This window comes from Blautia sp. St.27G3 (assembly GCF_059728505.1).
The window spans coordinates 1,246,839-1,273,260 of sequence record NZ_BAAGFO010000001.1 but is presented as its reverse complement, the minus strand read 5'-3'; the positions used below and the strand labels follow the sequence as shown (position 1 = coordinate 1,273,260).

Below are 26,422 nucleotides of genomic sequence, written 5' to 3'. Positions count from 1 at the left end.
TATTGTGGGAGACTTGAAAAAGATTTTGAAGCTGACGGCCGGTGTGGGAGAGGAGTTGATCCGATGCGGGGCAGAAATATCGCGGGTTGAGGATACAATGAACCGGATTGCGCTGCATTATGGTGTGACAGGACGTCAGATTTTTATTATTTCTAATGGTGTGTTTGTCAATCTGGAAAAGGGTGAGGAGGCAAAGAATGTCAGCTTCCAGCATATTCCACAGATCAGTGTGGATATGAGTAAACTGTGTGAACTGAACAGCCTTTCCAGAGATATTGAACAGATGGATTTGTCACTTGATCAGGCGCTTGCACGTTTTGAATGTGTGCGCGGTGGAAAGAAGAAAAATATATGGCAGTATATTGCGGCTTCCGGAGTGGGGGCGGGCTCTTTCTGCTATCTGTTCGGAGGGGACGCAAAGGATTGCTTTGGAGCGCTTTTGATGGGACTGATTCTGTGGTTTTTCTTTACGGCAGTTGAAAGATACAGACTTCCGAAAGTGGTTCTTCACACCCTGGGTGGTATTTTGGCGACATCGGGCTGTATTTTTCTGCTGCGTCTGGGACTTGTCAATCATTTGGAACAGACAATTATGGGTTCAATTATACCAATGATTCCGGGTGTTGCATTTGTGAACGGAATTCGTGATATTGCGGACAGTGATTACATTTCAGGAAGTATACGGCTCCTGGATGCAATGCTGATTTTTATCTGTATTGCGGCGGGGGTGTGTATTGCATTCCGACTGTTTGGTATGGGAGGTGTCTGAGATGGGTTTGCTTCTGGAAACAGCCGCGGCGTTTGTGGGGACAATCGCATTTGGCATCCTGTTTGTGGTACCGTCAAGTCAGTTTTTGGTCTGCGGCCTGGTGGGTGGAATCGGCTGGGTGGTATATGCTGTGACTCTGGCAAACAGCTCTGCCGCCGTTGCGTCTTTTATGGCAACTGTAGTGATCGTGCTGTTGGCAAGGATCTTGGCAGTAGTGCGTAAAGTTCCGACCAATGTGATTATGATACCAGGGATTTTTCCGATTGTGCCGGGAATCGGCCTATACGATATGATTTATAATCTGATGATCGGCGATACGGCGTCAGGAGTCAGCCAGGGACTTGCTGTGCTCAAAGCGATCGGCGCCATTGTATTTGGGATTATTGCTGTGTTTTCTCTGCCAAACCGGTGGTTCCGGAAACGGCCGAAAATTGTGGCAAGGAGATAAGCGGGAAAAGAGGAAGTGGATGAAAAGGTATTTATGTTTGGTGGGTTTGAACTGTTTGGTACTTTTCGGGGTTATGTATTCGTTTTTTGCGGAAAAGCAGGTAGCCTATGAACTGAATTATCGGTTTATGCTCATTTATCCGCAGGTGTGGAAAGAACAGAATTATGAAATGCCGGATATGTTTGAGCTGGAGCGGGCGAATATCAAATGTGTGAGTTTTGGGAGCACGAGTGATGATGAACAGATCGAAGCGCTCCGGAAAGCGGTTCTGGCAAATGTGGACGGAATTATTACAGTTGGAACCGGGAACTCCAGGGAGCTTGCAGATTTGGTGAACGAGGCGGAAAAGGAGGGCATACCGGTGGTGCTGGTGGATTCGGATCTGCGCGATACGAACCGCAGCGGATATGTGGGGGCGGATAATTGCAGGGCTGGACAACTGGCCGCCCGCGATATGGTCGAGGCCACAGATGGACAGGCCAACGTCGGAATTATCGTCTCCAGGCTAGACAACACAAGTCAGGCGGACCGCGTAGCGGGGTTCGAGCGTGTTCTGAAAGAGCAGGAGAATATGAAGATTCTGGAGGTATTGGAATGTGAGGAGGACCGAACAAAAATCCGCCGTCTGATCGGGAACATGTTGCAGGAACACCCGGAGTTGGACGCGATTTACTGTACGGAAAGTGTTTCCTCGGACATGGCAGGAGAAATTTTGCAGGAATTGCGTTGTGGGCCGGAACAGGTGAAGGTGGTCTGTTCTGATCTGTCTGATCATATCTGGGAGTACATTCAGGAAGGCCGCTATTATTCCGCGGTCGTGCAGAATATTTATGAGCAGATAGAGGAGGCTGTGGTTTGTCTGAAAGAATACATCAACAATGGCGTAAACGCACCGGATCTTGTGTATACAGGAATCACCAGTGTAAAGAAAGGCTTTGATTATGAAAGCTGGAGAGCAGCAGGCCTGGATGGGGAGGCGTGGAAATCAGAATGAGGAAAAACAGGACATTTAAATCCCGTATGATGCAGTTTATGCTCGGCATTTCCGTTGTGGCGCTTGTGCTGATCGCTCTCTGTGTTTCTGTCTACCGAATTATGGATCAGAGTCATAAGGACAGTATGAATCAGCTGTTGAACCTGAATACATTTTTTGACGGACTGGCTGCCATTAATGACAGCGTGTATGAATATACGCTGGAGGGTGACGAGACACTGTACAGAGAGATAGAGCAGGGGTGCATGGAAGGACGCCGGATTTTAAAGGAAATGGCGGATATGCAGGTGGATATGGCTTTTTACCGGGATATCCGCGATATGGAGGAGATGTTTTACAGCTATACGGAGCGTATTCAGCGGATTTATGACCACAGTTATCTGTGTGATGCGATGACAATCGGAAGTAAACGGACGATCAACCGTTATTATGCGCAGACGCAGGAGGTTTATGAGGCGATCAATTCCGAGTTTCAGAGCTTGTATTCCAGGCTGCTGGATGCAGCTGGGAAGCAGGAGAAGAAAATCGAGTGGAGGAACGGCATTTATTTTGCGGATTTGATTCTGGTCATTTTATGCACGGTAATATATGAATTTTTTAATATTCGCAATATCATGCGGCGAGTGATTCACCCAGTGCAGGAGCTGACAGAGAGTGCAAGCCGGTTTGATGGAGAAAATCTGGAACAGATTCGAACAACCATGCAGTATACGGATATGGATGAGGAAATGGGAAGGCTTCATCAGGTCTATAATTCAATGATTCGCCGGATTCAGCGTCAGGTTATGGAAATCAGGCAAAACGCCAGTACAATGGAACGGCTGAAGAATCAGGAACTTGAGAACCTGCGCATCAGTAATCTTTTAAAAGCCAGTGAGCTCAAGGCCTTGCAGATGCAGATCAACCCGCATTTTCTGTTTAATACGCTGAATATGATTTCTCAGACCGCGTATCTGGAAAGCGCGGAGCAGACCGCTGGACTGCTTGGCAAGACTGCGCGGCTTTTGCGCTACAGTCTGGATCATTCCGGACGGGAAGTAACGCTGGCTAAGGAAATCGAGATACTGGGGAATTATGTTGAGCTGCAAGAACAGCGATTCGGGGAACGCATCAGCTTTTCTTTTGATCTGGATGAGTCCTTCCATCAGATTCATGTACCGAGCCTGCTTTTACAGCCGCTTGTGGAAAACTGCATTACGCATGGTGTGGGAATAAAGGGAGAAGATGCGAAAATTACTATCTGTACCAGATATGACAGCGAGCGTCAGAGTGGACGGATTGTGATTGCAGATAACGGAGAAGGCATGTCGCAGGAAACACTGGAACGGGTGCGGCGGGAGATGCAGGAAAATGACAAGATTGGGCAGAAAATCGGACTGAGTAATGTGTATTTACGGCTCATGATATTTTTTAACCGGCGCGCAACCATGGATATTTTCAGCGTAGAAGGGGAGGGAACCAGGATTGAAATTACAGTTCCCTGCCAGGAGGTTTTGACGGTTATAGAGCGTCTGAAGTAGATAGCTGCAAAGAAGGAGGATTTATGTATCGGATAATCATTGCAGATGACGAGGCAATTGAGTGCAGAGCGCTTGAGTTAATGATTCAGAGAGAATTTCCGGAGCTGGAAGTGTTGCCAAGCGTATACAACGGTGCGGATCTGATTGCTGCGGTTCAGGAATTTGAGCCGGATATTGCGATTGTGGACATTAATATGCCGAAAATGAACGGGCTGGATGCGCTCGAACTGATCCGAACGCGCAATTCGCGACTGAAAATCATTATCAGTTCCGCATACAGTGAGTTCGAGTATGCAAAGAAGGCAATGAAACTGAATGTATCAGACTACATTGTGAAGCCGCTTGAAAAAGAGAGCTTTGTGGAGACCCTGGGAAAGGTGCTTGCTGCTCTTCAGGGAGAACAAAAACTGGTGTATGAGCAGGAAAGCAAGGAGCGGTATCTGGACGAGATCAATTCTGTTGTAGGAAGGGAATTTCTGTCCTCATTGTTGCTGGGGGAACCGGATGAAAAGAGCTTTCAGATTTATCAGCAGTCTCTTCACAGAAGCTTTCGCGGCGGTGTACTGATGGCAGTGCGGCTTTTAAGCGACGCAGATCTATGGAGAAATCCGATCGACTACAGTGCGCTGATGAAACTGTTGGAGGAAGAGATCGGAAAGTACTGCTGCTGTGTGGGAAAGCTGTACAAAGAAGAACTCTATTTTTTGATTTTTCCGGAGGAATTTGTGGCAGAGCAGAACCTTGTAAAATGGCTGTCCGATATTGCGGCAATTTTGCTGTCTCTGGTGAAGAAGCAGGAAGGACACGAGATGGTTCTTGGTGTCAGCACGTGGAAATATGATTATGAAGAGATGGGTACAGGGCTTGCAGAATGCCGGATTGCGGCAAGGAGCAGTACGAAGGCAGGCGTTTTTTTCTATAAAGACAGTGAAAAAAGACAGGAAACGGGTACGTCGGCAAGAGAGCTCGGACAGCAATATCTGAAAAGCCTGAAAAAGGGAGGAATTGAGCGGTGCAAGGAGGAGATCAGAGCGCTTTTTTCAGAGGCCGTTATCACGGAAGAAAACGCCAATCTCTGGCAGCTGCGCATTCTTGGGTTTATGCAGCCGATCTGTGATTATATGGAGGAAAGCCAGGGATATCTGAGACGGTATTCCAGAAAAGGCAAACTGGATTTTCCTGCGCTTTGTGGCTGTGCGGATAAAGACAGCATGCAGGAATGGGTGATGGAAGTGCTGGAGCGGCTTTCAGAGCGCGGAGCAACAGAAGGAAAGAGCCGGGAATATATTGAGCGTGCGATTCTCCATATGGAACGCCATTACCGGGAAGATGTTTCTATGGAGGAAACAGCCGAGGCTGCGGGGATCAGCACGTTTTATCTGAGCCGTCTTCTGAAGCAGGAGCTGAGTCAGACTTTTGTGGAAATTCTGACCGATATCCGGATGAAGAAAGCGCTGGGACTTTTGTGGAAGGGGAACTATACGGTCAGGGAGATTGCCGAACAGTCTGGCTATGGAAATATTACATATTTTTATAAAGTGTTTAAAAAATACACTGGAAGAAATATCGGAGAAATCCGGGAGTATTTGAGTTGACCGGAAGGGGTCTTTAAAGGAGAATTCTGTGGCAAATTGCCCTGGCTGTACGGCCAGGGCAATTTTAGACATAATGGCAAAAAAATGCAGCGCCGATGGCATAAAAGACCATGGTTTTGCCAGAAATGCAGAATAGAGGTCAAAATTTTTCTGTGCTAGAATACTTTCAACAGCAGGAACGCGGTTTCCCAAGAAAGGAGAACAGTATGAACAGAAACAGAAAAAGACTGGTTTCAGCAGCAATGGCAGCAGCAATGGTACTTGGCAGCTGTATGACAGCCGGAGCAAACGGCGCAGTGACCTCCAATGAGGTAACAGAGCGTGAAGCCAGGAATTCAGATGTGTCTATGAATCTGGCAACACAGGGTATGGTGCTTTTGCAGAACAAGAACAATGTGCTTCCGATGGCAGCACAGGGCAGCGTGGCAGTGTTTGGTACAGGCGCGCAGAGGACAGTAAAGGGCGGTACAGGTTCCGGTGATGTGAATCAAAGAGAGACCGTTTCTGTGGCAGAAGGTTTTGAAAATGCAGGATATAAGGTAACAACAGGTTCTTATATTGCAGCTTATGAGGAGGCTCAGAAGGCAGCAGAGGAGGCTTCCGGAAACAGCTGGTGGTCTGCACCGCGTGCGGAAGAGATCGAAGTAACCGACGAGATGCTTGAGGAATCAAAAGCAGACGGCACGGATACAGCAGTGTATGTACTGGGAAGAATCGCAGGAGAAGGTGCTGACCGTACGGTTACGCCGGGCGATTATGAGCTGACGGATCTGGAGAAAGCAAATCTGGAGAAGATTGCAGCCAACTTTGATAAAGTAGTGGTTGTTATTAATGCAGGCGGAGCCGTTGATACGAAATTCGTGGGTGAAATCGAAGGCATTGATTCCGTTGTTGTGATGGGACAGGCCGGACAGCGCGGCGGTGACGCTCTGGTGAAGGTATTAAACGGTGAGGTGACTCCGTCCGGTAAGCTGACAGCAACATGGCCGGTAAACTACTCTGACGTTGCAGACGCCAAGTACTGGGGCGCAAACGATGGAGACATTGATCAGGAAGATTACTTTGATGGAATTTACGTAGGCTACCGTTACTTTGACACTTTCAATGTGACACCGGCTTATGAGTTTGGATACGGACTTTCCTACACAGACTTTGACGTGAAGGTAGACAGTGTTGAGGCAGATGCGGATCAGGTAACTGTGACGGTAACTGTGACTAATACAGGCGATACGTATTCCGGAAAAGAAGTAGTTCAGATATACTTCTCCGCACCGGACGGCGAGCTTGAGAAACCGTATCAGGAGCTGGCAGCATTCGGAAAGACTGACGAGCTGGCGCCGGGCGAGAGCCAGACGCTGAAGATTTCCTATAAGACAACAGAGATGTCCTCCTATTCGACAGAACGCGCTGCTTATATTCTGGAAGCGGGCGATTACGTAGTACGTGTGGGTGACAGCTCAAGAAATACGCAGGTAGGCGCTGTGATTACCCTGGACGAGACAGCCGTGACAGAGCAGCTTTCCAATCAGCTTCATCCGGACGAGGAGATCGAGGAGCTGAGCAAAGAGGGCGTTACACCTTATTCCTATGAAGGTGAAGCGGACGAGATCGCAGCGGCAGAGAGAATCGCTCTGGCAGCGGCAGATATCGAGACAGTGGACAATGCTTCTCCTTATGATAATGAGAATGTGACAGCTTACGTTTCCGATACGACTGAAACAGAGTATCTGAATGAGAATCTCGGCTATACATTGACCGGCAAGTACCATGACCATCCGGATTATTCCGAGATCGTGGAAAAACTGGCAGGAGATTTCGGCCAGAGTACGCTGAAAGATGTCTACGATGGAACGATCACCATGGAAGAGTTTGTATCCGGTCTGACGGTAAGCCAGATGGCAGATATCGTGATCGGCGGAAACAAGCTGCCGAGTGCAAACGGACAGTCCGCAGGCGCTGCTTCCGAAAATGCATCAGACATTTCTGACGGAACAATGATCGGCGCGCAGGCAAACGCAGTGTCCGGTGCGGCAGGCGAGACAGCAGGTATCTATATCGAATCCAAGAAGATTCCGAATATCGTTCTGGCTGACGGCCCGGCAGGCCTTCGTATTACGCAGGAAGAAGAACGCGAAGACGGCACATACTATCAGTTCTGTACCGCATTCCCGTCCGGTACGGTTATGACACAGAGCTGGGATGTGGAAGCAATGGAAACGCTTGGAAAGGCAGTAGGCGAGGAGCTTCTGGAGTACGGTGTGACACTGTGGCTGGCGCCTGGTATGAATATTCAGAAGAATGCGCTGTGCGGACGTAACTTTGAATACTATTCAGAAGATCCGTATCTGTCAGGTATGATGGGAATCAGCGAGACGCAGGGCGTTCAGTCCCATCCGGGTATCGGCGTTACCATCAAGCACTTCTACGGCAACAGCCAGGAAGACAACCGTAATGCAGTAAACAACACAATCAGTGAGCGTGCTTCCCGTGAAATTTATCTGAAACAGTTTGAGATGGTGGTTAAGGGCGCAGCTCCGATGTCCATTATGTCCTCCTATAATGTAAATAACAGTATTCCGGATGCAGATGATTATGATCTTCTGACCGATGTAACCCGCGGCGAGTGGGGCTTCGACGGTCTGATCATGACAGACTGGGGCGGCGGACAGTCCACACCTTCGATCTCCATGCATGCAGGAAATGACCTGATCATGCCGGGAAGCTCTGTTGAGGATATCACAATCCGTGCATTTACGGATGAAGAGCCGGTATTTGGCGAAGATGATATTTATCCGCAGGTAACGGTAGGCCAGGGATGGTTCGGACCGAGTGCGAAAACTGCATGGGGCGAGTTTGTGCTTGATGCAAACGGCAGCGTGACGATTGAAAAGACAGTTGCAACCGCTGATTATGAAGCGGCAGTTCGTCCGGCAATCGTAGACGGCCAGGAAGCAGAGGTAGCAGTATCCGAGCTGATCGCAGCGCTTGGCGATGCAGTAACCGTTACGACAGACGGCGACAATACGACGATCGTTTACAAGGGCGACTATAAGGATAACAATATCTCACTTGGCGATCTTCAGAAGTCAACTGCAAACATCTTGAAGGTTGTTATGGCATCCAATCAGTTCGCAGCACTGTTTGACGATGTGGAAGCAGTTTCTTATACAGAGGCGCGTGCAGACAAACTGGAAACTTATCTGACGATCGAAAAACAGTAGTCAAAAAACACGTATCAGAAAAATATAAAACAGTAATGTATTTTACTGGCTTGAAGCAGTGAAATACAGACAAAAGGATTGCGGTCCCGGTATTTTTACCGGGACTGCTTTGCAATGTATCCATATATAAATACAAAAGATGTGTTTTCTTTTATTCTTTGACAGGCCTGTCAAAAAGTATGCTATACTGGAAAAAAATAACAGGGAGGAAAGAGCGGATGAGACGATATGCGGGAACAGGAAAACGTTTTCTGGCGTTTATGACGGCAGTGTGTCTGGCCGGAAATTCGGGGATAGCCGTACAGGGGGCATCTACCACTGAGGAAATGTCAGAGCGGGAAAAGAGAAATGCAGCCTTGTCTATGGAAGCAGCGATGCAGGGCATGGTACTTCTGGAAAATGAGGACGGGGCATTGCCACTTGTGTCCGAAGGGAGTCTTGCGCTCTTTGGAGGTGGCGCTGTCCGTACGGCGAAGGGCGGTACCGGGTCAGGTGACGTAAATCAGAGATACGCGGTTTCCATCTGGGAAGGTTTTAAAAATTCGCGTTTTGAGATTACAACTTCAGACTGGTTGAACGGTTATGAAGAAATGTGCGAGCGAAAAAAAGCAGAGTTTGACGGCGGCTTTGGTATGCCATTTTATGTGGAAGAACCGGAACTGACGGATGAGGAAGTGGAAGAGGCGCGTAGGGATGGCGAAACAAAGACTGCGATTTATGTGATTACAAGAAATTCCGGAGAAGGGGCGGACCGGGTCGGTGAGACGGGCGATTATTATCTCACAAGTGCAGAAGAAAGAAACCTGCAAAAGCTGGCTTCTTCTTTTGAAAAAACGATTGTTCTGCTGAATGTTGGCGGTGTGATTGATACACAATTCTTTGATGAGATTGAAGGCCTGGATGCGATGCTGCTGATGAGCCAGGCAGGTATGGAGGGCGGAAATGCTGTAGTGAAGGTGCTGGCAGGGGAAGAATGTCCTTCCGGCAAGCTGACTGATACATGGCCACAGGATTATATGGATTATCCGTCCGCACAGAGTTTTGGTGCGAATGACAAGGAAGTGGACCAGGAGGATTATACGGAAGGAATTTATGTCGGGTACCGGTATTTTGATACCTTTGGAATTACGCCGTCCTATCCGTTTGGATACGGGCTTTCTTATACGGACTTTTCGATTGAGGTGGAGACGGTGACTGCCGGTCCGAAGGAGATTACAGTGACGGCCCTGGTGACAAATACAGGAGACACTTACGCAGGTAAAGAGGTTGTGGAGGTGTATTTTTCTGCTCCGGACGGGGTTCTGGAGAAGCCGTATCAGGAATTGGCGGCTTATACAAAGACAAAAACACTGGAGCCGGGAGAAAGCCAGAGCGTGACGCTGTGTTTTTCGACTGCGGACATGGCCTCCTACAGCACAGAGCAGGCAGCATATCTTCTGGAGGAGGGGGACTATGTTCTGCGCGTCGGCAACAGCTCCAGAAATACAGAGATTGCGGCCGTGCTTCATCTGGATGAGACTGTGGTAACAGAGCAGCTCAGCAATCAGATGGAGCCGGTACAGGAAATCAATATGCTCTCGCGAAAGGGTATAGACTCATATACTTACGAAGCGGAGGCACAGGAGATTGCGGAGGCTTTGCAGCTTGAGCTGGATGCGGGAGTGATAGAGACCGTAAACCATGCGTCGTCTTATGAAGCGGAGAAGGTGACTGCATATGTGTCTGATACCACACAGACACAGTATCTGGCGGAGAATCTTCCATATGTGCCGGAGAATCCTTATCATGGTATATATGAAGAAGAGATTGTGCAGCTGGAAGGAGATTTCAGTGAATCGACACTGATTGATGTATATAACGGGACCGTTACATTGGAGGAATTTGTGTCAGGCCTGACCGTAAGTGAGATGGCAGATCTCGTGATCGGCGGGAGTAAGCTGCCGAATGCTTCCGGACAGTCTGCGGGGGCACAGTCAGCTAATGTGGCAGAGGTAAGCGTTGAAACGATTGCAAAGGCACAGGAAAATTCAGTGCAGGGGGCCGCAGGTGAGACAGCAGGTATCTATATTGAGTCCAAAAAGATACCGAATATTATTCTGGCGGACGGTCCGGCAGGGCTACGGCTTACGAGGGATTATGAAGCGGAGGATGGCCGGGAATATTATCAGTTCTGTACGGCGTGGCCGATCGGCACGCTGCTGGCGTCTACGTGGGATACAGATCTGATGGAGCAGGTGGGAGCCGCTATGGGAGAGGAGCTTTCCGAGTATGGAGTTACGATGCTTCTGGCTCCGGGCATGAACATTCATCGCAATGCCCTGTGCGGGCGAAACTTTGAATATTACTCAGAAGATCCGTATCTGTCCGGCACGATGGGCGGCGCAGAAACGCAGGGATTGCAGTCCGTGCCTGGAATCGGGGCCTGCATCAAGCATTTTGCGGTAAACAATCAGGAGGTAAACCGCACGGCGGTGAACAATAATGTTGATGAACGCACGCTTCGGGAAATCTATCTGAAAGGGTTTGAAATTGCCGTGAAAATGTCGCAGCCCATGGGAGTGATGTCTTCCTACAATCAGAATAACGGCGTTCCGGCAGGAGACGATTATGATCTCCTGACGAATATTCTTCGGGGAGAATGGGGCTTTGAAGGGCTTGTCATGACAGACTGGGGCGGCGGACAGTCGACGCCGTCAGTCTCCCTGCATGCCGGAAACGATCTGATTATGCCAGGAAATTCGGTGGAGGATATTACCGTGCGGGGCTTTTCGGACGAAGAGCCGGTGTTTGGTACGGATGGAACATACCCGGAGGTGACAATCGAGCAGGGCTGGTATTGGCTGGCCGGATACCGGATGCATACTGCGTGGGGGGAATTCACGCCGGATGCGTCAGGGGATGAGACCATTACAAAAACCGTGAAGACTGCCGTTTATGAAAGTGCACAGAGGGATGTGGTGAATGAAAACGGAGAGGTGGTTACAAAGAAGGTTTCAGAGCTGCTTGCAGATCTGGGCGGAAGCGCTCTAGCGCAGGATAACGGGGATGGAACAACAACCATCGTTTACCGTGGTACGTACCAGAAGAACAATATTACGCTCGGTGATTTGCAGAAATCGGTAATGAATATTTTGCGGGTGGTGATGAAGTCGAACCAGTTTGCAAAGCTGCTTGATTCCGAAACTGAGCAGATCAGACAATAAGACAAAATTTAATACTCATTTTAGATTTTATTTAGTATACTGATATTCAGATGTAAAGAACAGTCCCTAAATTCTGCACAGAGGAGGCATGCGAGGATGAAAAAGAAAAAACGGAAAAGAGGCTGGTTAAAAAAATTCCTGTTTTTGCTGATTATTGCGGCTGCGGCAGCAGGAGTGTACTACTGGTATCAGAAGGATGAAAAAAAGGAAGAACCGCTGGCTGCAAATGCAAAGGTGGAAGAAGTAACGCGGGGCACAATCCGGATTATGACAGAGGGAAACGGACAGATTGAGGCGGCAGAGACGGTGACAGTAACAGCACCGTATACGCTGAAAATTGAGGAAGTAAAAGTGGAAAACGGAGATGTGGTTGAGGCCGGGGATGTAATTGCGGCCGTTGACCGGGAATCCGTCAGGGAACAGATTGAAATCCTGGAGTCGAGCCTTTCTGAGATGAACAGTACGATTTCAAATATGGACAGATCGGGCTCTTCCGCACTTTCCGCGCCTGTTTCCGGACGCGTAAAGCGGATTTATGCGGAGCAGGGGGATGTACTTACGGATGTCGTGGCTGCTCATGGCGGCGTCATGGAGCTCTCTGCGGATGGAAAGATGAAGGTGGAGATTTCCGCAACGGACGATTTGAAGACCGGAGCAACGGTGAACGTTTCTTTTCTTGACTATGAAGAAGAAGGGACCGTGATAAGCGAGGAAGATGGTATTTATACGATTACGCTGGAAGACGGTGAGAACTATGACGCAGATCTGGAAGCAGTGGTTACGGATGAGAATGGAAGGACGCTTGGGACAGGAACATTGCAGCCGAACCATGCGTATCTGGTGGAATGTGCGTATGGCATTGCAGATGAAATTCATGTGGATGAAGGAGAATACGTGAACGCAGGGATGACGCTGCTGACAAGAACGAATGTCCAGTATCATGGCGCGTATCTGACCATGCTTGAAAAGCGTTCTGAGGTGATGGAAAAGCTGCGGGAATTACGTGCATTAGAGCGCGAACCGCGGCTGAAAGCTGAGAAGAAAGGGATTCTTTCCGGGCTTTCCCTTGCGGATTGTACGGTGGCTGCACAGGATGCCCCGATGTATCAGCTCATTCTGACAGATAGTTTCTGGCTGAAGGCAGAGATTGACGAGCTGGACATTGCCGGGGTGGAGGAAGGACAGAATGCGACGATTGTATTTGATGCGTTTGATACAGAAGAGTACGAAGGAAGGGTGGAGAAAATTTCTGCACTTGGCCAGAATGTAAACGGTGTAACAAAGTATACGGTTACTGTCTCCGTTCCGGGGATTGACAAGGTAAAAACGGCAATGAGCGCAACGGTTACGATTGTGACGGATGAAAAGGCTGACGTGCTTCTCATACCGATAGATGCGGTACAGACAGTGAACGGGCAGAAATGTGTGACAGTGCTGCGGGGAGAATCCCAGGAAATAGTGCCGGTTACGCTTGGGCTCGTAAATCATACGCAGGCTGAGGTGGCAGAGGGGCTTCAGGAAGGGGATCAGGTCGTTGTCCAGGGAAAATCTGATTTTGAAGTGATGATGGATATGATGCAGCAGAGCCGTTCGCACATTCAGGGAGGTGACAACTGATATGATCGAACTGCGCGATATCAGGAAAGTCTATCAGCTGGGTGATGAGGAGGTCCACGCGCTCGACGGGGTGAGTCTGACGATACGCGATCATGAATTTGTGGCGATTATCGGGGCGTCAGGCAGCGGAAAATCGACGCTCATGAATATTATTGGATGCCTTGATACAGCCGATGAGGGTTCTTATCGGATCGACGGACAGGAGGCTTCTGACCTTACAGAAAAAGAGCAGAGTATTTTACGAAACAGAAAGATTGGTTTTATCTTTCAGCAGTTCAATCTTCTGCCAAAACTGACTGCATATGAAAATGTCGAACTGCCGCTCATTTACCAGGGAGTTTCAGCCAGGGAACGCGAAGACCGTGTGCATCGGGCGCTCCGCCTTGTTTCTTTGGAGCACCGGGTTCATCACAGGCCGAATCAGCTCTCCGGCGGCCAGCAGCAGAGAGTAGCCGTGGCAAGAGCGCTTGTTACGCGGCCATCCCTGATTTTGGCGGATGAGCCGACCGGAAATCTGGACTCCAAATCCACGGCGGACATTATGGGATTGTTAAAGGAACTGCATGCACAGGGAAACACGCTTGTACTGATTACGCATGACAATGAGATCGCGGCGCAGGCGCCAAGACGCGTCCGATTGCTTGACGGAAGAATTGTATCAGACAGCGGTGTGCCGGAGGGCAAAAATGTAAAGGTACCGGAAAACCGTGAATCAGATAGCAGAAATACTTCAGAAAGCCGGGAGATAACAGACAGCAGAAAAAGCAGGAGAGGGGGCAGGCGCGTATGAAACTTTCACAGGCCGGGAAGATGGCCTTTGCGGCCGTGCTTTCCAATAAAATGCGTTCTTTCCTTACCATGCTTGGAATTATCATCGGTGTTATGGCTGTCACCCTGCTGATTTCGCTTGTGCAGGGGGTGACGAATACGGTGACGGAATCGCTCGACGATCTGGGCGGAGATCAGCTTGTTGTTTCAATCAGCGACCGTTCAAAGCGGTTATCTTTAAATGAGGTGGAGGCACTTGCTGGAAAGGACGGTATTCGCTTCGTCTCACCGAACCTAAGCAGCGGCGGAACTGCAAAGGCGGAAGGCAAATCAATGGATGTAACGGTAAACGGGATTACGGGATCATATGATGCAGTGCAGGGGCTTGATCTGGAAAGCGGGCGGGTTATAACGGCGCTTGACAATGAGTACCGGTTGAATGTCTGCATTGTTGGCCCGGCTGTTGCAAAAGAATTGTTCGGTAACACGCAGGTGCTGGATGAGACAATTCGTCTTTCCGGACGGGATTACAGGATTGTAGGGGTGCTTAAAGAAGCGCAGGAGACAATGTTTGGGAGCACGAATAAGGCAGTGTTTGTTCCGTTTACGAATGCACAGCGGCTGTTTTCTGTTGTGAGTATTACGAATTTTTATGTGACATCAGAAGAAGGTGCGCAGACCGACGAAGCGGAGTACACGCTGGAGCGCATGTTGATGGATAAATACGGGAGTGACGACAACTACAGCATTGTCAATATGACAGATATTATGGACACGATTCAGGATGTGATGGCGACAATGGAACTGCTGCTGGGAGCAATCGCCGGAATTTCCCTTTTGGTTGGAGGGATAGGGATCATGAATATTATGCTGGTGTCCGTGACGGAGCGTACACGTGAGATTGGTATCCGAAAAGCGATCGGAGCGCTCAAGATGGATATTGTTGTGCAGTTTATGATTGAATCTGTGATTATTTCACTGACAGGAGGACTCATCGGTATGGCAGTCAGCCAGGGGATTCTGACAACGATTAATACCATGTTTCCAGACTATCATTTCGGTATTACGGGGCAGGTTGCGACTATCGCACTTGGATTTTCCATCCTGGTCGGATTGGTCTTTGGGATTTACCCGGCAAACAAGGCGGCAAAGCTGAAGCCAATCAACGCACTGCGCTATGAATAATAGAAAGGGACTGTTTTAAAATGGAGAATCCATACAATATATGGCGCAGATGCAGGTGGCATGCATACCATATATTCTAGGAATGCTGCATTTTGTAACAGTCCCTTTCGGCAATTTATTCATCCAGCAGCATGAGGTTTGTCGTAAAAGAATTCTCACTGCTCGATATTTCATACTGTCCGTGATATTTTTCCGTTATGCTCTTGATGATTTTAATACCCATTCCATGAAACTCGGGATTACTCTTATTTGTGAGGAATTTCGGGTTTGTTTTTTGGACGTTACTTTTGCAGGTATTTGTGATCTCAAGAATCAGGTAGGCCTTTATCTTGTGGATGGCCAGTGAAATTCTTGCGTTAGGAAGGGTGGCGCAGGCCTCGATGGCATTGTCACAGAGGTTGACGAGCAATGAGTTCAGATCATTAATGCTGATTTTTCCTATTGTGGGTAATACAATGTCTGTGTCAAAACGAATTCCATATTTTTCAGCTATCGTAATCTTCTGGTTTAAGATGATATTCAGGCTGGGATCCTCCACAAAATTGCGCAGATGAATGCCCTCATACTGATACTGATGAAGCGAGACAAGGTACTCATGCAGTTCTTCGTATTTTCCAGCAGCCAGCAACGTGTCCATACAGAAAAGATGGGCCTTATAATCATGACGGAATTTGCGCAGAGATTCTACCATTTCCTGTTGCTGCAGAAGGTATTGGTTTTGTACCCTGGCCTGTGAGATCTGCATGCTGACGATTTTGTTTTTTTCAGCAGCGGTGGCAATATATTTTACGATAATGAGCAGAAAAAAGGGCAGGGTTCCGAGAAAAAGGGTTGAAACAGTCTGTGAAATACGATCGTCAATGTTAAGTGGCAGTTGGTAGATGACAAGCATCAGGGTATTGCCGGCAGAAACGGCAAGAAACAGGGGCCAGGTCAAAGCAGGAAGCTGGATATTGGTTTCGATTGGCCAGAGGATCAGTTTTTTGTTAATAAAAAACAAAACAATTTTCACAATCACTCGCTGCATGAAAAACATAAAGAGATATACAGAATAATTGTTAGCCGTAGTGATACCCCACATTTTTGTGAAAAGAATATTGATGTTTTCCAGACACAGGATCAGTGTGGTAAAGAGAAAACAGATGGTGATTTTATCACCCAGTTTACCGCGGAAAAACACAATGCTGTACAGGAGCGGCAGTACAATAATTGCAATATAATAAGGATAAAACGCATTATGGAAAAACAAATCCACCCCAAATAGTATTGCAGCCATGAGTACAGTCATAATCTGTCCCTGGAAACGGGAGGGGTTGTCTTGTCTGCGAACCGGGAAAAAGTGATTTACGAGATAAATAAAAAGGCAGGCATCAAGAATTTGTCCGAGTATATTCAGAATCAATACTTCGGGTAGTGCAAAGTTGCCTTTAAAATAAAACATGAAATACTCCTTTCCGTTGAAACCAGCATAGAAGTGCTACAGAGCCTTTCTGAAATCAGGAAGTTTTGTTGTAAGCAAGAAATAGGTTCTGTACTTCCTTTTTCCGGTGACGGCTAAGCGGAAGCTTTTGGCTACCATCAAGGATGATGCTGCTGGTGTCGATACGGTAAATATACTGTGGATTTACGAGATATCCACGGTGAATTCGGATAAATTGATGCGGCACCAGAGCTTTTTCCAAATCACTGATGGAACAGCGGATGAGATTGGAGCCATCGGTACTGACGAGATTCTGATATTTTTCATTTGCTTCTATGTACATCAGCCGGGTAAGGTTCAGTGAGAGGATATGGCCAAGTTCGTCCTGAAAATTAAGCATCTGATCGGCAGGCTTTTCCAGATGCTCCATCAATGTTTTCATGGCCTTTTTCATATCTTCTGAAAAATTTGACTTTCGTACAAAGGCAAGTGGGTGAATCCGAAAGGTATCAAAGACACGCTCCTCTCTGGCAGATACAAACAGAATATGGGCATCCGGGTTGCAGTCTTTAATTTTTTCAGCCAGGGAAATTCCATCCAGCTCCGGAATATCAATATCAAGAAAATAGATATCATGAGGAGCAACGTGATACAGGCTGTGGAGCAGTTCCTGTGCGGAGGCGAAGGTGTCTGGCTCAGTCTCAAAATTCTGCGAGCGAAAAAATGATTTTACCATGGAGGAAAGCTGTGGCAGCAGCAGGATTTCATCATCACAGATTGCAACTCTAAACTTATGCATAGGTAAATGCCTCCTCATAAAATTTTATAGTAATTATATCATATGTTGGTAAATTTAAACACAAAAAGGCATACCATTCGTGACAATTTTGAGCCATTCGTGACAATTCCGCCTTGTGTATTTGCTTGACACGGGTCATATATTTTTGTAAAATTGTCAAAGAAATGAATTATTTGTGACGGGGAGGAAAAGTGTTTTGGAGAGAAGAAATGAGCGAAGAATTTCATAAAAAACGAATAAAATACAGAATTTGGTTTGGTTTCTGGTGTCTGCTGCTGTTTTTTGCGGGAAGGATGGAGACCTTTGCTGCGGTGACAGAGGGAAGGCCTGGAGAGACGGTTTCCGGGGAATACGCGGTGATCGTAAATACAAGTACGACTTCCGAGGCGAGTACAGGAACGCTTGTGTTTGATAGTAATGGAAATGGAAGCAGTGTGGTCCGGTCTGCGGCTTCGAAAGATGTCTTGGGGCAGGATGTGGCAGCGGGACAGAACAGCCGGACAGTCGTGACGTCTGCGACATCTTCCTATACGATCGGGATGGAAAAAACGATCACTTCTGGAAGCAGTAGCAGTCAGACTTACGTGTGTATTGGTGTGGGAGCGCATTGCTACATTTGGATGTCAAAGGCACTGAAGCCAAGCTATGATGCGGCGGGAAAGACAGAGGCGATTGCGAGAGATATGGCGCGGACCTATGACGGAGTGCCATATCAGATGCTGAGCGCACTGGCCGGAGGAACGATTCCTTGTCAGGACAATACAGGTAAGTTGTCCATATTGCTTGAGACACTTTCAGGTGCCAGCGGTGTTTACAAGGGTGATTACGGCATTACGGCAATTCATATTAATGTGCCGGATGCTGCCAGCTATCAGTTTGGAAACATGCAAACCAGAAATGGGCTCCTGGTTCATGAGGGGCAGCATGCGCTGTTTCATCTGTTGACCGGTTATGATCCTTACCAGCCGTATTTATGGCTGAATGAGGGGCTTGCTGTGGCAGCTATGGATTATATCTGGGGCGGGACGGATAGCAGCGGCTGGATGGATGGTATTGCCGGGAATACAGATATCCGCAATGGCTCCGCACTGTTTTATAAGAGTTATCGGGACAGTTCCGCGAGGGATTACGGGATGCCGTATCTATTTGTTCGTTACCTAATTGCACGGAAAACGGGCAGCTACAATCCAATGGCGCTGTTTCCACTGTTTTACAAACAAAGTGCGAACTGTGATCCGGCCACATACGTGACAAAGGTATTGGGGGATGGCACGAAGTTTTCCGATCTTTTGACTGAATTTTACACGGCGATCATCGCGCAGGAGCCAAGTGGAAAATATGGTTTTGCGGGAGACGCAATTGTATATGAAAAGGTAAAGAATTATCCGCTTTATATGGGGAGGAGCGGTGCGGCTCATACGTTACCTCCGACGGGAGCGATTGCCATCCGCCTGCAAAACGGAACGTTCACAGTCCCGTCAAATGGAGGCAGCAGTATTCGCTATATGATTGTAGGAGAGGGACGGAAGGTTTCCGCACCTGCTGAAGGAGATGGAAGCAGTGAGAATCCATATAAGATTACAAGCTTCCGGGAACTGAATCTGATCGGCAGCCAGCCGAATGCCCACTATCGTTTAGAGAAGGATATTACGGTAAATGGCCAGCTGAATCTTACTATTACGAATTTCCGTGGGGTGCTCGAAGGAAACGGACACGTGATCCGTGGACTGAAGCAGCCTCTGATAGGAAGAAACAGCGGAACAGTCCGGAATCTGACGATTGAGGCAGCTTTTGACGGGGAATATTCGAGTGTGCAGGGGGTTTTTGCACAGATCAATGAGGGGCTGATTGCAGATTGTATCGTAAAAGGAGAAGTCACGGCTCGAATGCTGCGCAGCCAGAGTAACTACGCAGAGACAGCTTTCGGTGGAATTGCCGGGCTTAACAATGTCGCCGGAATTATTCGTGGGTGTGGTTTTGCTGGTACCTTGAATGTAGAGCTTCCGCCGGTTAAAAGTTGGGTGGGCGGAATTGCCGGTATTCAGATGGGTACAGCAGAAAAATGCTACAGTCGCGGAAGTATTGCTGTGACGCAGCCAGATGGAGCTACGCATGTACCGTATGTTTCCGGCTCAGGGGACAGCTATGACGTATATGTCGGCGGAATTGCCGGTGAAATCCGGAAGCAGGGATCGTTCGGAGGCAGTCTGTCATACTGTGTGCACTCCGGCAGGCTTTCAGTGAGCGGCGGGAATCAGGCAGTTGGACAGCTCTGTGGCCTTGCAAATACAAATGTGCTGAACAGCATATCCGGACTTTCCGGACATCTGAACGGCTGTTATGCCAGACAGAATGGTATTCTTGCAGTCGGGTACCCGGCAGGCATGATATCGGAAGATGGAATGCTGCTTTCGGAGGAGGCAGCAAAGGACCCGTCCTCCTACCAGGGCTGGGATTTTACCGGAGACTGGAAGATGGATTCAGACGGACCTGTGCGGGTTGGCGCAGACGATATTCAGTCGCTTGTAGTCAGTGGTTCTCCGGCGTATTGTTATGTCGGTGAAAAGCCATATAGTTGGGGACGGCTTCTGGTAAACGGGGGCAGCGGAATTTCGATTACGGAGGATATGCTCAGTGGTTTTATCAGTAAAACACCGGGAACTATTCAGGTAAAGGTATCGTATCTTGGAAAAACCACATCGTTTTTCATGGAAATCAGAGCGCCGAAAAACGTTTCGCAGGTTCAGGTTGTTTCGGATAAAGACGGAATTTACATTGAAGGTGAATATTTTAATCCGGGCAATGTCCGTCTTCAGGCAACGATTGACGGCATGTCTAACCGGACTATTTACAGTGGCTTTGATTACAATAAAAAGGGGCCGCTGACAACGGCAGACAAGAGTGTACTGCTGACGTATTACGGCGCAAGTGCAGCATATCCGATTACAGTGAAGGAAAAGGAGATCGCCAACATAACTTTGATCAATAAAATGGGGAAAACGTATTATCAGGAAGGTCAGAAACTGGATCTGTCCGAGGTACGTGTACGGGTTACCTATAGTAATGGAGAGCAGAGCGCAGTATTCGGTCAAGATCAGTTTGAAGCCTATGGAATCCATGTGGCGAAATTTTCGGGCAATACGATGAAGGCTTTCAATCAAAATGGAGTACTGTGCACTGGGGATCATAAGGCAGCGATTTATGTTTATGTTGGAGATATACTTCCAGGACCACACGGAGTAATTGCAGCGCATGCAGGTACTTTGAAGGTCTGCGAGAAATTGAAGGCAACGGATATATCTTTGTATCTGTATAGGGGAAAATTAATTGACAGGATGACATCTGAAAATGTTACTGGCGGAAGTGGTAGCTATACGACGAAGATGATTAGTGAAAGCCTGCCACCGGGAATTTCTAGAGTAATAATGCCTGGAGAGAATTATAGAGATAATTTTGAATATAAAGGTACAACATATGCAGCTGCCGGCACCATTTATAGGTCAACTTATCAGATTATCGATACGATGACTGGCGTGAATGTTGCGGTAGAGGTTACGATACGAGTTCTTGATGACACAGAGGCATTTTTTAAACGATTTTACCTGCCGAAGACATTTAATTCGATGCTAAAGGAGAATGTAGAAGGTATTATTGGAGATCATACGATTACATTGAGAATACCGGAAGGAACAAATGTATCGAATCTTACGCCAATTATGGATTATGATTCCGAATATGGTGTAAGTTTGCCGGATGAATTCTCCAACGGAAGAAGCCATGATTTCACAACACCGGTTATTTATGTACTTACTACTCCCGGCGGCTATAAGAAACAATATACGGTATCCGTTGAATTCGTTCCGCTATCGGAATCAGGATCAACAATACCAAATGGAGATACAGGAAGCGGCGGAACAACCGGAGGCGGAAGCAGTACAGGAAATGGAAGTGGAAGTACATCCGGCGGAGGCAGCAGCGCAGGAAGCGGCGGAACAACCGGAGGCGGAAGCAGTACAGGAAGTGGAAGTACATCGGGTGGAAGCAGCAGCGCAGGAAACGGCGGAACAACTGGAGGCGGAAGTAGTACAGGAAGTGGAAGTACATCGGGTGGAAGCAGCAGCTCAGGAAGCGGAAATGCTGTGCAGCCTCCGGCGGCCCCGACCGTTGTATATCCGGCAGTTGGCAAGGTAGTAAAGTCCGGCGGGGCATATTATCGGATCACGGCGAGCCGTTCGAACCTGAAGACTGTAGAATTAAAGGGTCTGGTAAAGAAAAAAACTTCTTCCCTGAAAATGCCGGCTACCATTAAAATCAATGGCTATACCTACCGGGTGACAGGTATCGGAAAGAAAGCATTCCAGGATAACAAATATCTGAAAAAGATTACGATCAGTAAATATGTGACAGGAATCGGTACGTATGCTTTTAAGGGATGCAAAAAGCTTACGACAATCACACTGCCGCAAAGTGTTCAGACGATCGGTGACGGAGCATTTTATCAGTGCACAGGACTGAAAAAGGTGACAGTCGGAAAATCGCTGAAAGTGATCGGCAAGAGCGCATTCCAGAACTGTAAAAATCTGCGCACGTTGACTTTGCAGGGGACAAAACTCCGGTCAGTCGGCAAGAATGCAGTGAAAGGAATGTATAAAAAAGCAGTGATTCGGGTACCGAAAAAAAGTTTAAAAGCATATCAGAAGCTGTTGAATAAAAAAACAGGATATGTGAAGAGCATGAAGATCAGAAAATAGAACAAAGCCGTTGCTCATGCGAATAAGGAGTTATTCAAATGAGCGGCGGCTTTTGGTTATCATTGTTGTTAGAAGAAAAGGTAACTTTCAAGATACGTGAGTAAGAGGCTGGAAAGATTCTTTTCGTTACTCAGATTTCCGATTGAATTTGTAGGGATTATCCGATATAATTTCTTCAGAAAATACGGAGGATGATTATGAAAATTTCAACAAAAGGAAGATATGCGTTGCGTCTGATGCTGGATCTGGCTTTGCGTGATTCGGGAGAACCGATTCGTCTGAAGGATGTGGCACACAGGCAGGGGATTTCAGAAAAATATCTGGAACAGATTATTTCGGTCTTGAATAAGGCAGGCTATGTGCGGAGTGTGCGGGGGCCGCAGGGCGGATACGTACTTGCACGTGCCGCGGAAGAATATACAGCCGGAATGATTCTGCGACTGACAGAAGGGAGTCTGGCGCCTGTTGATTGTGTGGAAGCTGGGAAAGGCGTCTGTGACAGAGAGTGTGGCTGTGCGACACAGATTCTCTGGAAGAAGATAGACGAAGCAATCAGCAGCGTTGTGGACCATGTGACACTGGAAGATTTGGTAGCCTGGCAGATGGAGCGCACAGATGATTATGTGATTTAGTAAGATGTAAATGAGGTGGCGATGAAGGTAACGTATTTAAAACACAGCGGGTTTCTGATTGAATGGGAACATTGTTATTGGATTTTTGATTATTATCAGGGGAAAATTCCGCAGCTGGACGAGGGAAGGCCAATCTTTGTTTTTTGCAGCCACAGCCACAGCGACCATTTTAATCCGGCTGTTTTTGCCCTTGGCAGGCAATATCCGAAAGTATCCTACATTTTTTCCAGTCAGGTTCGTTCTGCCTGTCGGAAGCTTGAGCGGAAATCGGGCGGAGTGTGCCTGACATCAGAAGAGATTGCACAAGTATGCGGCAAAACGGAGGAAGGTAGAGTGCTTTCGATTCCGGAAGTGTACTTTCTGGCAGGAAGATCGGAGACAATGTTTTCGGATGAAGCAGGGGAAATGCTGAAGGTTTTTACACTTCGCTCCACGGACTGTGGATGTGCATTTTTGATCAATTACAGAGGAAAGACGATTTACCACGCAGGAGATCTGCACTGGTGGATCTGGGCGAACGAATCAGAAGCAGCAAACCGGCAGATGACAGGGAATTTCAAGAAAGAAATGGAGTATGTCGAGGGCAATACAATCGACCTCGCTTTTGTGCCGTTGGATGCCAGACTGGAGGAAACATATGGCTGGGGAATGAGTTATTTCCTGGAGCATGCAGAGGTGCGGCATGTATTTCCGATGCATTTCTGGGATGATTTTTCAGTTATGGACCGGTATGAGGCGGAATATCCGTTGCCTGCACATACACAGTTTCATAAAATTTCCAGCGACGGCATGAGCTGGGAACTGTAAAACCGGCAGAATAGAAACAATTGAGGTTTCAGTTCTGCCGGTTGAAATTTATAGTTTCTGTTGTATTTTCTGAAAGGTAAGATAAAATATTATGCCTTTTATAATAGAGGATAAGGTCAATGCCCACCAGATTCCGGACAATCCAAGACCGATCTGGGACAGGAGCAGGGCAAGCGGAATGCGCGAAGCAGTAAGTGTAATGCTGATGACACTGCACAGCGTTGTTCTGCCCAGGCCGGAAAGCGCGCCGATTGTCATCAGTTCAACGCTCATAAAGGCTTCACTGAAACCGATAATAATAAGATATCCGGCTGCAATCTCAATGACCTCCGGTTCATAGAAGAACAGGCGGGAGATGGGCTCGGGCAGCAGGATAAAAAGTGCGGAAATAAATGCTCCCCAGAGAGCCAGAATCCGAAAAGAGATAACGTATCCTTTTCGAATGCGTTCTGCTTTTCCAGCACCGAAGTTCTGAGCAGTAAATGCGTTGAGTGCAGCGGCAAAGCCATCTGCCGTGTTCCAGCAAAGGGATTCAATCTGTCCGCCAACGCGCTGTGTGGCGATTGCTCCGGGGCCAAAAGCCGAAACCATGCGTGTGAGAACCATGGAAATCATACAGTAGACAGAACCCTGAAGCGCAGAGGGAATGCCGATTTTTGCAATTGACCGATAATAAGTAGCAGGAACGCGGGAAAGCAGCGCGATGTTCTGGAAGATATTGTGGCCAGTCCGGTCGCGGTTCATTTCAAAAAGAAGGACAAGGAACACGAGTATTTGTGCGCTGACGGTTGCAATCGCTGCGCCGCTGACTTCCATGCGTGGAAACGGTCCAACCCCGAGGATTAACAGGGGGTCGAGAATCATGTTTAAAACAAGACCGACAAGGTTTGCCTTGAACGGAGTTTTGGAATCACCCTGCGCGGTGTAGAGACCGGTCAGGGTATAATTTAAATAAGAAAAAAGAATCAGTCCGCAGGTGATGACCATGTAAATGCGGGCTGCTTCGTACGTTTGGGCATCATTCAAATGAAAGAAAGACAGAAGCGGGTGAATAAAAATAACACAGACGCCGCCAAAAAGCAGGCCGAACAATACGGTAAGCTTTAGAGCAGCGGATGCATAAAGTCCGGCTTCTTTCGTTTGATGACGGCCGCAGCACTGTGCAGCATTTACCTGTCCTCCCATACGTGCCAGTGTGACGAGTCCCTGCGAGAGCCAGAGAAACATGCCGCCCACACCGACTCCGGCGACTGCTTTGGAACCGAGCATGCCAATCCAGGCCATATCCGTGATATTATAAGCAGTGCCAAGAAAAGACGACGCCATAATTGGCAGGGCAAGCCTGGAAAGCGTCGAAAAGATCGGACCGGAAGTCAGATCGAGCGTTTTTGTTTTATCCATCATATCAGTATACCTAATGCTTTCTTTTTCTCCTTGCCACGGGAAAAGCCCACAGCGGTTTCTATACAAATCCGACATAGACCGCACAAGGCAGGTGTCAGATTCTCTATTATACTCTGGAATCACTTGAAAAGCAACATTTGACAACCGTATGATCTTTTCATAAAATACGTTCAGATGAAATCACAGTGAAAATTCTTTCAAATTTTGTGGGTAACTATTATGAAAATACAATATAAAAAAAGAAAAAGGAGTTCGCCGATATGAATAAAATTCTTTTAATCAGTACCGGAGGTACGCTTGCGTCGTCATGCAGTGTCAACGGTCTGGCACCGGGAATGGGAGGCAAGGAGATTCTCAGTAAAATTGAAGGGCTTACGGCTGGTTTTGCGGTTGATGTAGAAGAGCTTTTCATGCTCGACAGCTCGAATATCCAACCAGAGCACTGGGCTCAGCTTGCAGAGTGCATTTATGAGCGCAGGGAACATTATGACGGCATCGTGATTGTTCATGGAACGGATACACTCTCATATACGGCTGCGGCGCTATCATTTGCTTTGCAGAATATCGAGCTTCCTGTTGTGCTTACGGGAAGCCAGGTATCAATCGAAAATCCGATTGCCGATGCGACAGAGAACTGCCGTGCAGCGCTTCATATGGCTGCAAGTGGCTGTCCCGGTGTTTATGTGGCGTTTAACCGGAAAATTATTATGGGAACAAGGGCGAGTAAGGTACGGACAAGAAGTTTTGATGCATTTGAGAGTATTGATTATCCATATGCGGCAAAAATAAACAGTAGTGGCCTTGTGCTGAATCCGTGCGTTTCACAGTCTTCTGAAAAAGAATGTATCTTGCAGAACCATTTTAGTACGGATGTATTTTTGCTGAAATTATTTCCGGGCATGAATCCGGACATTTTCAGGAAGCTTAAGGTTCTCGGTATGCGAGGGGTGTATATAGAAGCGTTCGGCATCGGAGGGCTGCCGTTTGCGCTGCGCGGCCTCACTGAAGTGATCCGCGAGGTGGTGCAGGAAGGGATGATTGTGGCAGTCGGGAGTCAGTGTCTGTATGAGGGAAGTGATTTTTCTGTATATGAAGTTGGAAGGCAGGTTTTAGACTGTGGCGTGATAGAAACGGGAAATATGACTTCTGAGGCGGCGATCACAAAGCTTATGTGGGCGATTGGCGAGTATGGGGACCGGGAGCGCGTGCATAAGATTATGAAGACGAATCTACTCGGGGAGTTTGGTACGAGGCAGGACTGGATGTTAAAATAGGCAAAGGCGGTAATG

The 26,422-nt window shown here is 47.8% G+C and carries 17 protein-coding genes; 14 read left to right on the top strand and 3 right to left on the bottom strand.

Going from position 1 to position 26,422, the window contains the following annotated elements; genetic code table 11:
- Positions 1 to 4 precede the first annotated feature (4 nt).
- From AC6I2O_RS05935 to AC6I2O_RS05890, 10 genes are all read left to right on the top strand, one after another.
- Complete coding sequence (locus tag AC6I2O_RS05935) at positions 5 to 769, top strand: threonine/serine exporter family protein (protein ID WP_497742089.1); 765 nt, start codon at positions 5 to 7, stop codon at positions 767 to 769.
- Between the two features lies 1 nt (position 770).
- Positions 771 to 1,217: a threonine/serine exporter family protein gene (locus AC6I2O_RS05930; protein WP_120390969.1), complete on the top strand. Its 447-nt coding sequence runs from the start codon at positions 771 to 773 to the stop codon at positions 1,215 to 1,217.
- A gap of 19 nt (positions 1,218 to 1,236) precedes the next feature.
- Positions 1,237 to 2,211 carry a sugar ABC transporter substrate-binding protein gene (locus AC6I2O_RS05925; RefSeq protein WP_120390968.1) on the top strand — a complete coding sequence of 325 codons (975 nt, stop codon included), beginning with the start codon at positions 1,237 to 1,239 and terminating at the stop codon, positions 2,209 to 2,211.
- Positions 2,208 to 3,731 carry a sensor histidine kinase gene (locus tag AC6I2O_RS05920; RefSeq protein WP_497742087.1) on the top strand — a complete coding sequence of 508 codons (1,524 nt, stop codon included), beginning with the start codon at positions 2,208 to 2,210 and terminating at the stop codon, positions 3,729 to 3,731. Before AC6I2O_RS05925 ends, AC6I2O_RS05920 begins: the two co-directional genes overlap by 4 nt.
- 23 nt (positions 3,732 to 3,754) lie before the next feature.
- Entirely contained in the window at positions 3,755 to 5,326 is a 1,572-nt protein-coding gene (locus AC6I2O_RS05915) for a response regulator transcription factor (protein WP_497742085.1), read from the top strand.
- 206 nt (positions 5,327 to 5,532) lie between these two features.
- The gene (locus tag AC6I2O_RS05910; protein WP_497742084.1) at positions 5,533 to 8,547 is read left to right on the top strand and encodes a glycoside hydrolase family 3 protein; all 3,015 of its coding nucleotides are present in this window, start codon (positions 5,533 to 5,535) and stop codon (positions 8,545 to 8,547) included.
- 218 nt (positions 8,548 to 8,765) lie between these two features.
- On the top strand, positions 8,766 to 11,750 hold the full coding sequence (locus tag AC6I2O_RS05905) for a glycoside hydrolase family 3 protein (protein ID WP_497742082.1): 2,985 nt from the start codon (positions 8,766 to 8,768) through the stop codon (positions 11,748 to 11,750).
- 96 nt (positions 11,751 to 11,846) lie between these two features.
- Complete coding sequence (locus AC6I2O_RS05900; protein WP_120390963.1) at positions 11,847 to 13,367, top strand: efflux RND transporter periplasmic adaptor subunit; 1,521 nt, start codon at positions 11,847 to 11,849, stop codon at positions 13,365 to 13,367.
- A gap of 1 nt (position 13,368) precedes the next feature.
- On the top strand, positions 13,369 to 14,157 hold the full coding sequence (locus AC6I2O_RS05895; protein WP_120390962.1) for an ABC transporter ATP-binding protein: 789 nt from the start codon (positions 13,369 to 13,371) through the stop codon (positions 14,155 to 14,157).
- A complete protein-coding gene (locus AC6I2O_RS05890) occupies positions 14,154 to 15,320 on the top strand; it encodes an ABC transporter permease (RefSeq protein WP_120390961.1) in 1,167 nt (388 codons plus the stop codon). The genes AC6I2O_RS05895 and AC6I2O_RS05890 overlap by 4 nt, the downstream gene beginning before the upstream one ends.
- A gap of 115 nt (positions 15,321 to 15,435) precedes the next feature.
- Here the strand turns inward: AC6I2O_RS05890 and AC6I2O_RS05885 are convergent, their stop codons facing one another.
- Both AC6I2O_RS05885 and AC6I2O_RS05880 read right to left on the bottom strand, forming a co-directional pair.
- On the bottom strand, positions 15,436 to 16,761 hold the full coding sequence (locus AC6I2O_RS05885) for a sensor histidine kinase (protein ID WP_120390960.1): 1,326 nt from the start codon (positions 16,759 to 16,761) through the stop codon (positions 15,436 to 15,438).
- 55 nt (positions 16,762 to 16,816) lie between these two features.
- Positions 16,817 to 17,539, bottom strand: coding sequence for a LytR/AlgR family response regulator transcription factor (locus tag AC6I2O_RS05880; RefSeq protein ID WP_497742081.1), 723 nt, complete (start codon positions 17,537 to 17,539; stop codon positions 16,817 to 16,819).
- A gap of 209 nt (positions 17,540 to 17,748) precedes the next feature.
- Here AC6I2O_RS05880 and AC6I2O_RS05875 point away from each other — a divergent pair, with 209 nt between their 5' ends.
- The 3 genes from AC6I2O_RS05875 (at position 17,749) to AC6I2O_RS05865 (ending at position 23,729) form a co-directional block, all read left to right on the top strand.
- A complete protein-coding gene (locus AC6I2O_RS05875; RefSeq protein WP_497742079.1) occupies positions 17,749 to 22,290 on the top strand; it encodes a leucine-rich repeat domain-containing protein in 4,542 nt (1,513 codons plus the stop codon).
- Positions 22,291 to 22,487: 197 nt separating this feature from the next.
- The gene (locus AC6I2O_RS05870; RefSeq protein WP_120390957.1) at positions 22,488 to 22,922 is read left to right on the top strand and encodes an RrF2 family transcriptional regulator; all 435 of its coding nucleotides are present in this window, start codon (positions 22,488 to 22,490) and stop codon (positions 22,920 to 22,922) included.
- Positions 22,923 to 22,943: 21 nt separating this feature from the next.
- A complete protein-coding gene (locus AC6I2O_RS05865) occupies positions 22,944 to 23,729 on the top strand; it encodes an MBL fold metallo-hydrolase (protein WP_120390956.1) in 786 nt (261 codons plus the stop codon).
- Positions 23,730 to 23,777: 48 nt separating this feature from the next.
- On the opposite strand, the gene AC6I2O_RS05860 is transcribed toward AC6I2O_RS05865, so the two are convergent.
- On the bottom strand, positions 23,778 to 25,130 hold the full coding sequence (locus AC6I2O_RS05860; protein WP_120391334.1) for an MATE family efflux transporter: 1,353 nt from the start codon (positions 25,128 to 25,130) through the stop codon (positions 23,778 to 23,780).
- Positions 25,131 to 25,393: 263 nt separating this feature from the next.
- Here AC6I2O_RS05860 and AC6I2O_RS05855 point away from each other — a divergent pair, with 263 nt between their 5' ends.
- The gene (locus AC6I2O_RS05855) at positions 25,394 to 26,407 is read left to right on the top strand and encodes an asparaginase (protein WP_120390955.1); all 1,014 of its coding nucleotides are present in this window, start codon (positions 25,394 to 25,396) and stop codon (positions 26,405 to 26,407) included.
- Positions 26,408 to 26,422: the final 15 nt, after the last annotated feature.

Excerpts from the sequence above, each read along its gene's own strand:
- AC6I2O_RS05905 (WP_497742082.1), top strand. The coding sequence starts at position 8,766 with ATGAGACGATATGCGGGAACAGGAAAACGTTTTCTGGCGTTTATGACG.
- AC6I2O_RS05925 (WP_120390968.1), top strand. The coding sequence starts at position 1,237 with ATGAAAAGGTATTTATGTTTGGTGGGTTTGAACTGTTTGGTACTTTTC.
- AC6I2O_RS05900 (WP_120390963.1), top strand. The coding sequence starts at position 11,847 with ATGAAAAAGAAAAAACGGAAAAGAGGCTGGTTAAAAAAATTCCTGTTT.
- AC6I2O_RS05910 (WP_497742084.1), top strand. The coding sequence starts at position 5,533 with ATGAACAGAAACAGAAAAAGACTGGTTTCAGCAGCAATGGCAGCAGCA.
- AC6I2O_RS05870 (WP_120390957.1), top strand. The coding sequence starts at position 22,488 with ATGAAAATTTCAACAAAAGGAAGATATGCGTTGCGTCTGATGCTGGAT.
- AC6I2O_RS05920 (WP_497742087.1), top strand. The coding sequence starts at position 2,208 with ATGAGGAAAAACAGGACATTTAAATCCCGTATGATGCAGTTTATGCTC.
- AC6I2O_RS05855 (WP_120390955.1), top strand. The coding sequence starts at position 25,394 with ATGAATAAAATTCTTTTAATCAGTACCGGAGGTACGCTTGCGTCGTCA.
- AC6I2O_RS05880 (WP_497742081.1), bottom strand. The coding sequence starts at position 17,539 with ATGCATAAGTTTAGAGTTGCAATCTGTGATGATGAAATCCTGCTGCTG.
- AC6I2O_RS05865 (WP_120390956.1), top strand. The coding sequence starts at position 22,944 with ATGAAGGTAACGTATTTAAAACACAGCGGGTTTCTGATTGAATGGGAA.
- AC6I2O_RS05890 (WP_120390961.1), top strand. The coding sequence starts at position 14,154 with ATGAAACTTTCACAGGCCGGGAAGATGGCCTTTGCGGCCGTGCTTTCC.
- AC6I2O_RS05930 (WP_120390969.1), top strand. The coding sequence starts at position 771 with ATGGGTTTGCTTCTGGAAACAGCCGCGGCGTTTGTGGGGACAATCGCA.
- AC6I2O_RS05885 (WP_120390960.1), bottom strand. The coding sequence starts at position 16,761 with ATGTTTTATTTTAAAGGCAACTTTGCACTACCCGAAGTATTGATTCTG.
- AC6I2O_RS05895 (WP_120390962.1), top strand. The coding sequence starts at position 13,369 with ATGATCGAACTGCGCGATATCAGGAAAGTCTATCAGCTGGGTGATGAG.
- AC6I2O_RS05875 (WP_497742079.1), top strand. The coding sequence starts at position 17,749 with ATGAGCGAAGAATTTCATAAAAAACGAATAAAATACAGAATTTGGTTT.
- AC6I2O_RS05915 (WP_497742085.1), top strand. The coding sequence starts at position 3,755 with ATGTATCGGATAATCATTGCAGATGACGAGGCAATTGAGTGCAGAGCG.
- AC6I2O_RS05860 (WP_120391334.1), bottom strand. The coding sequence starts at position 25,130 with ATGGATAAAACAAAAACGCTCGATCTGACTTCCGGTCCGATCTTTTCG.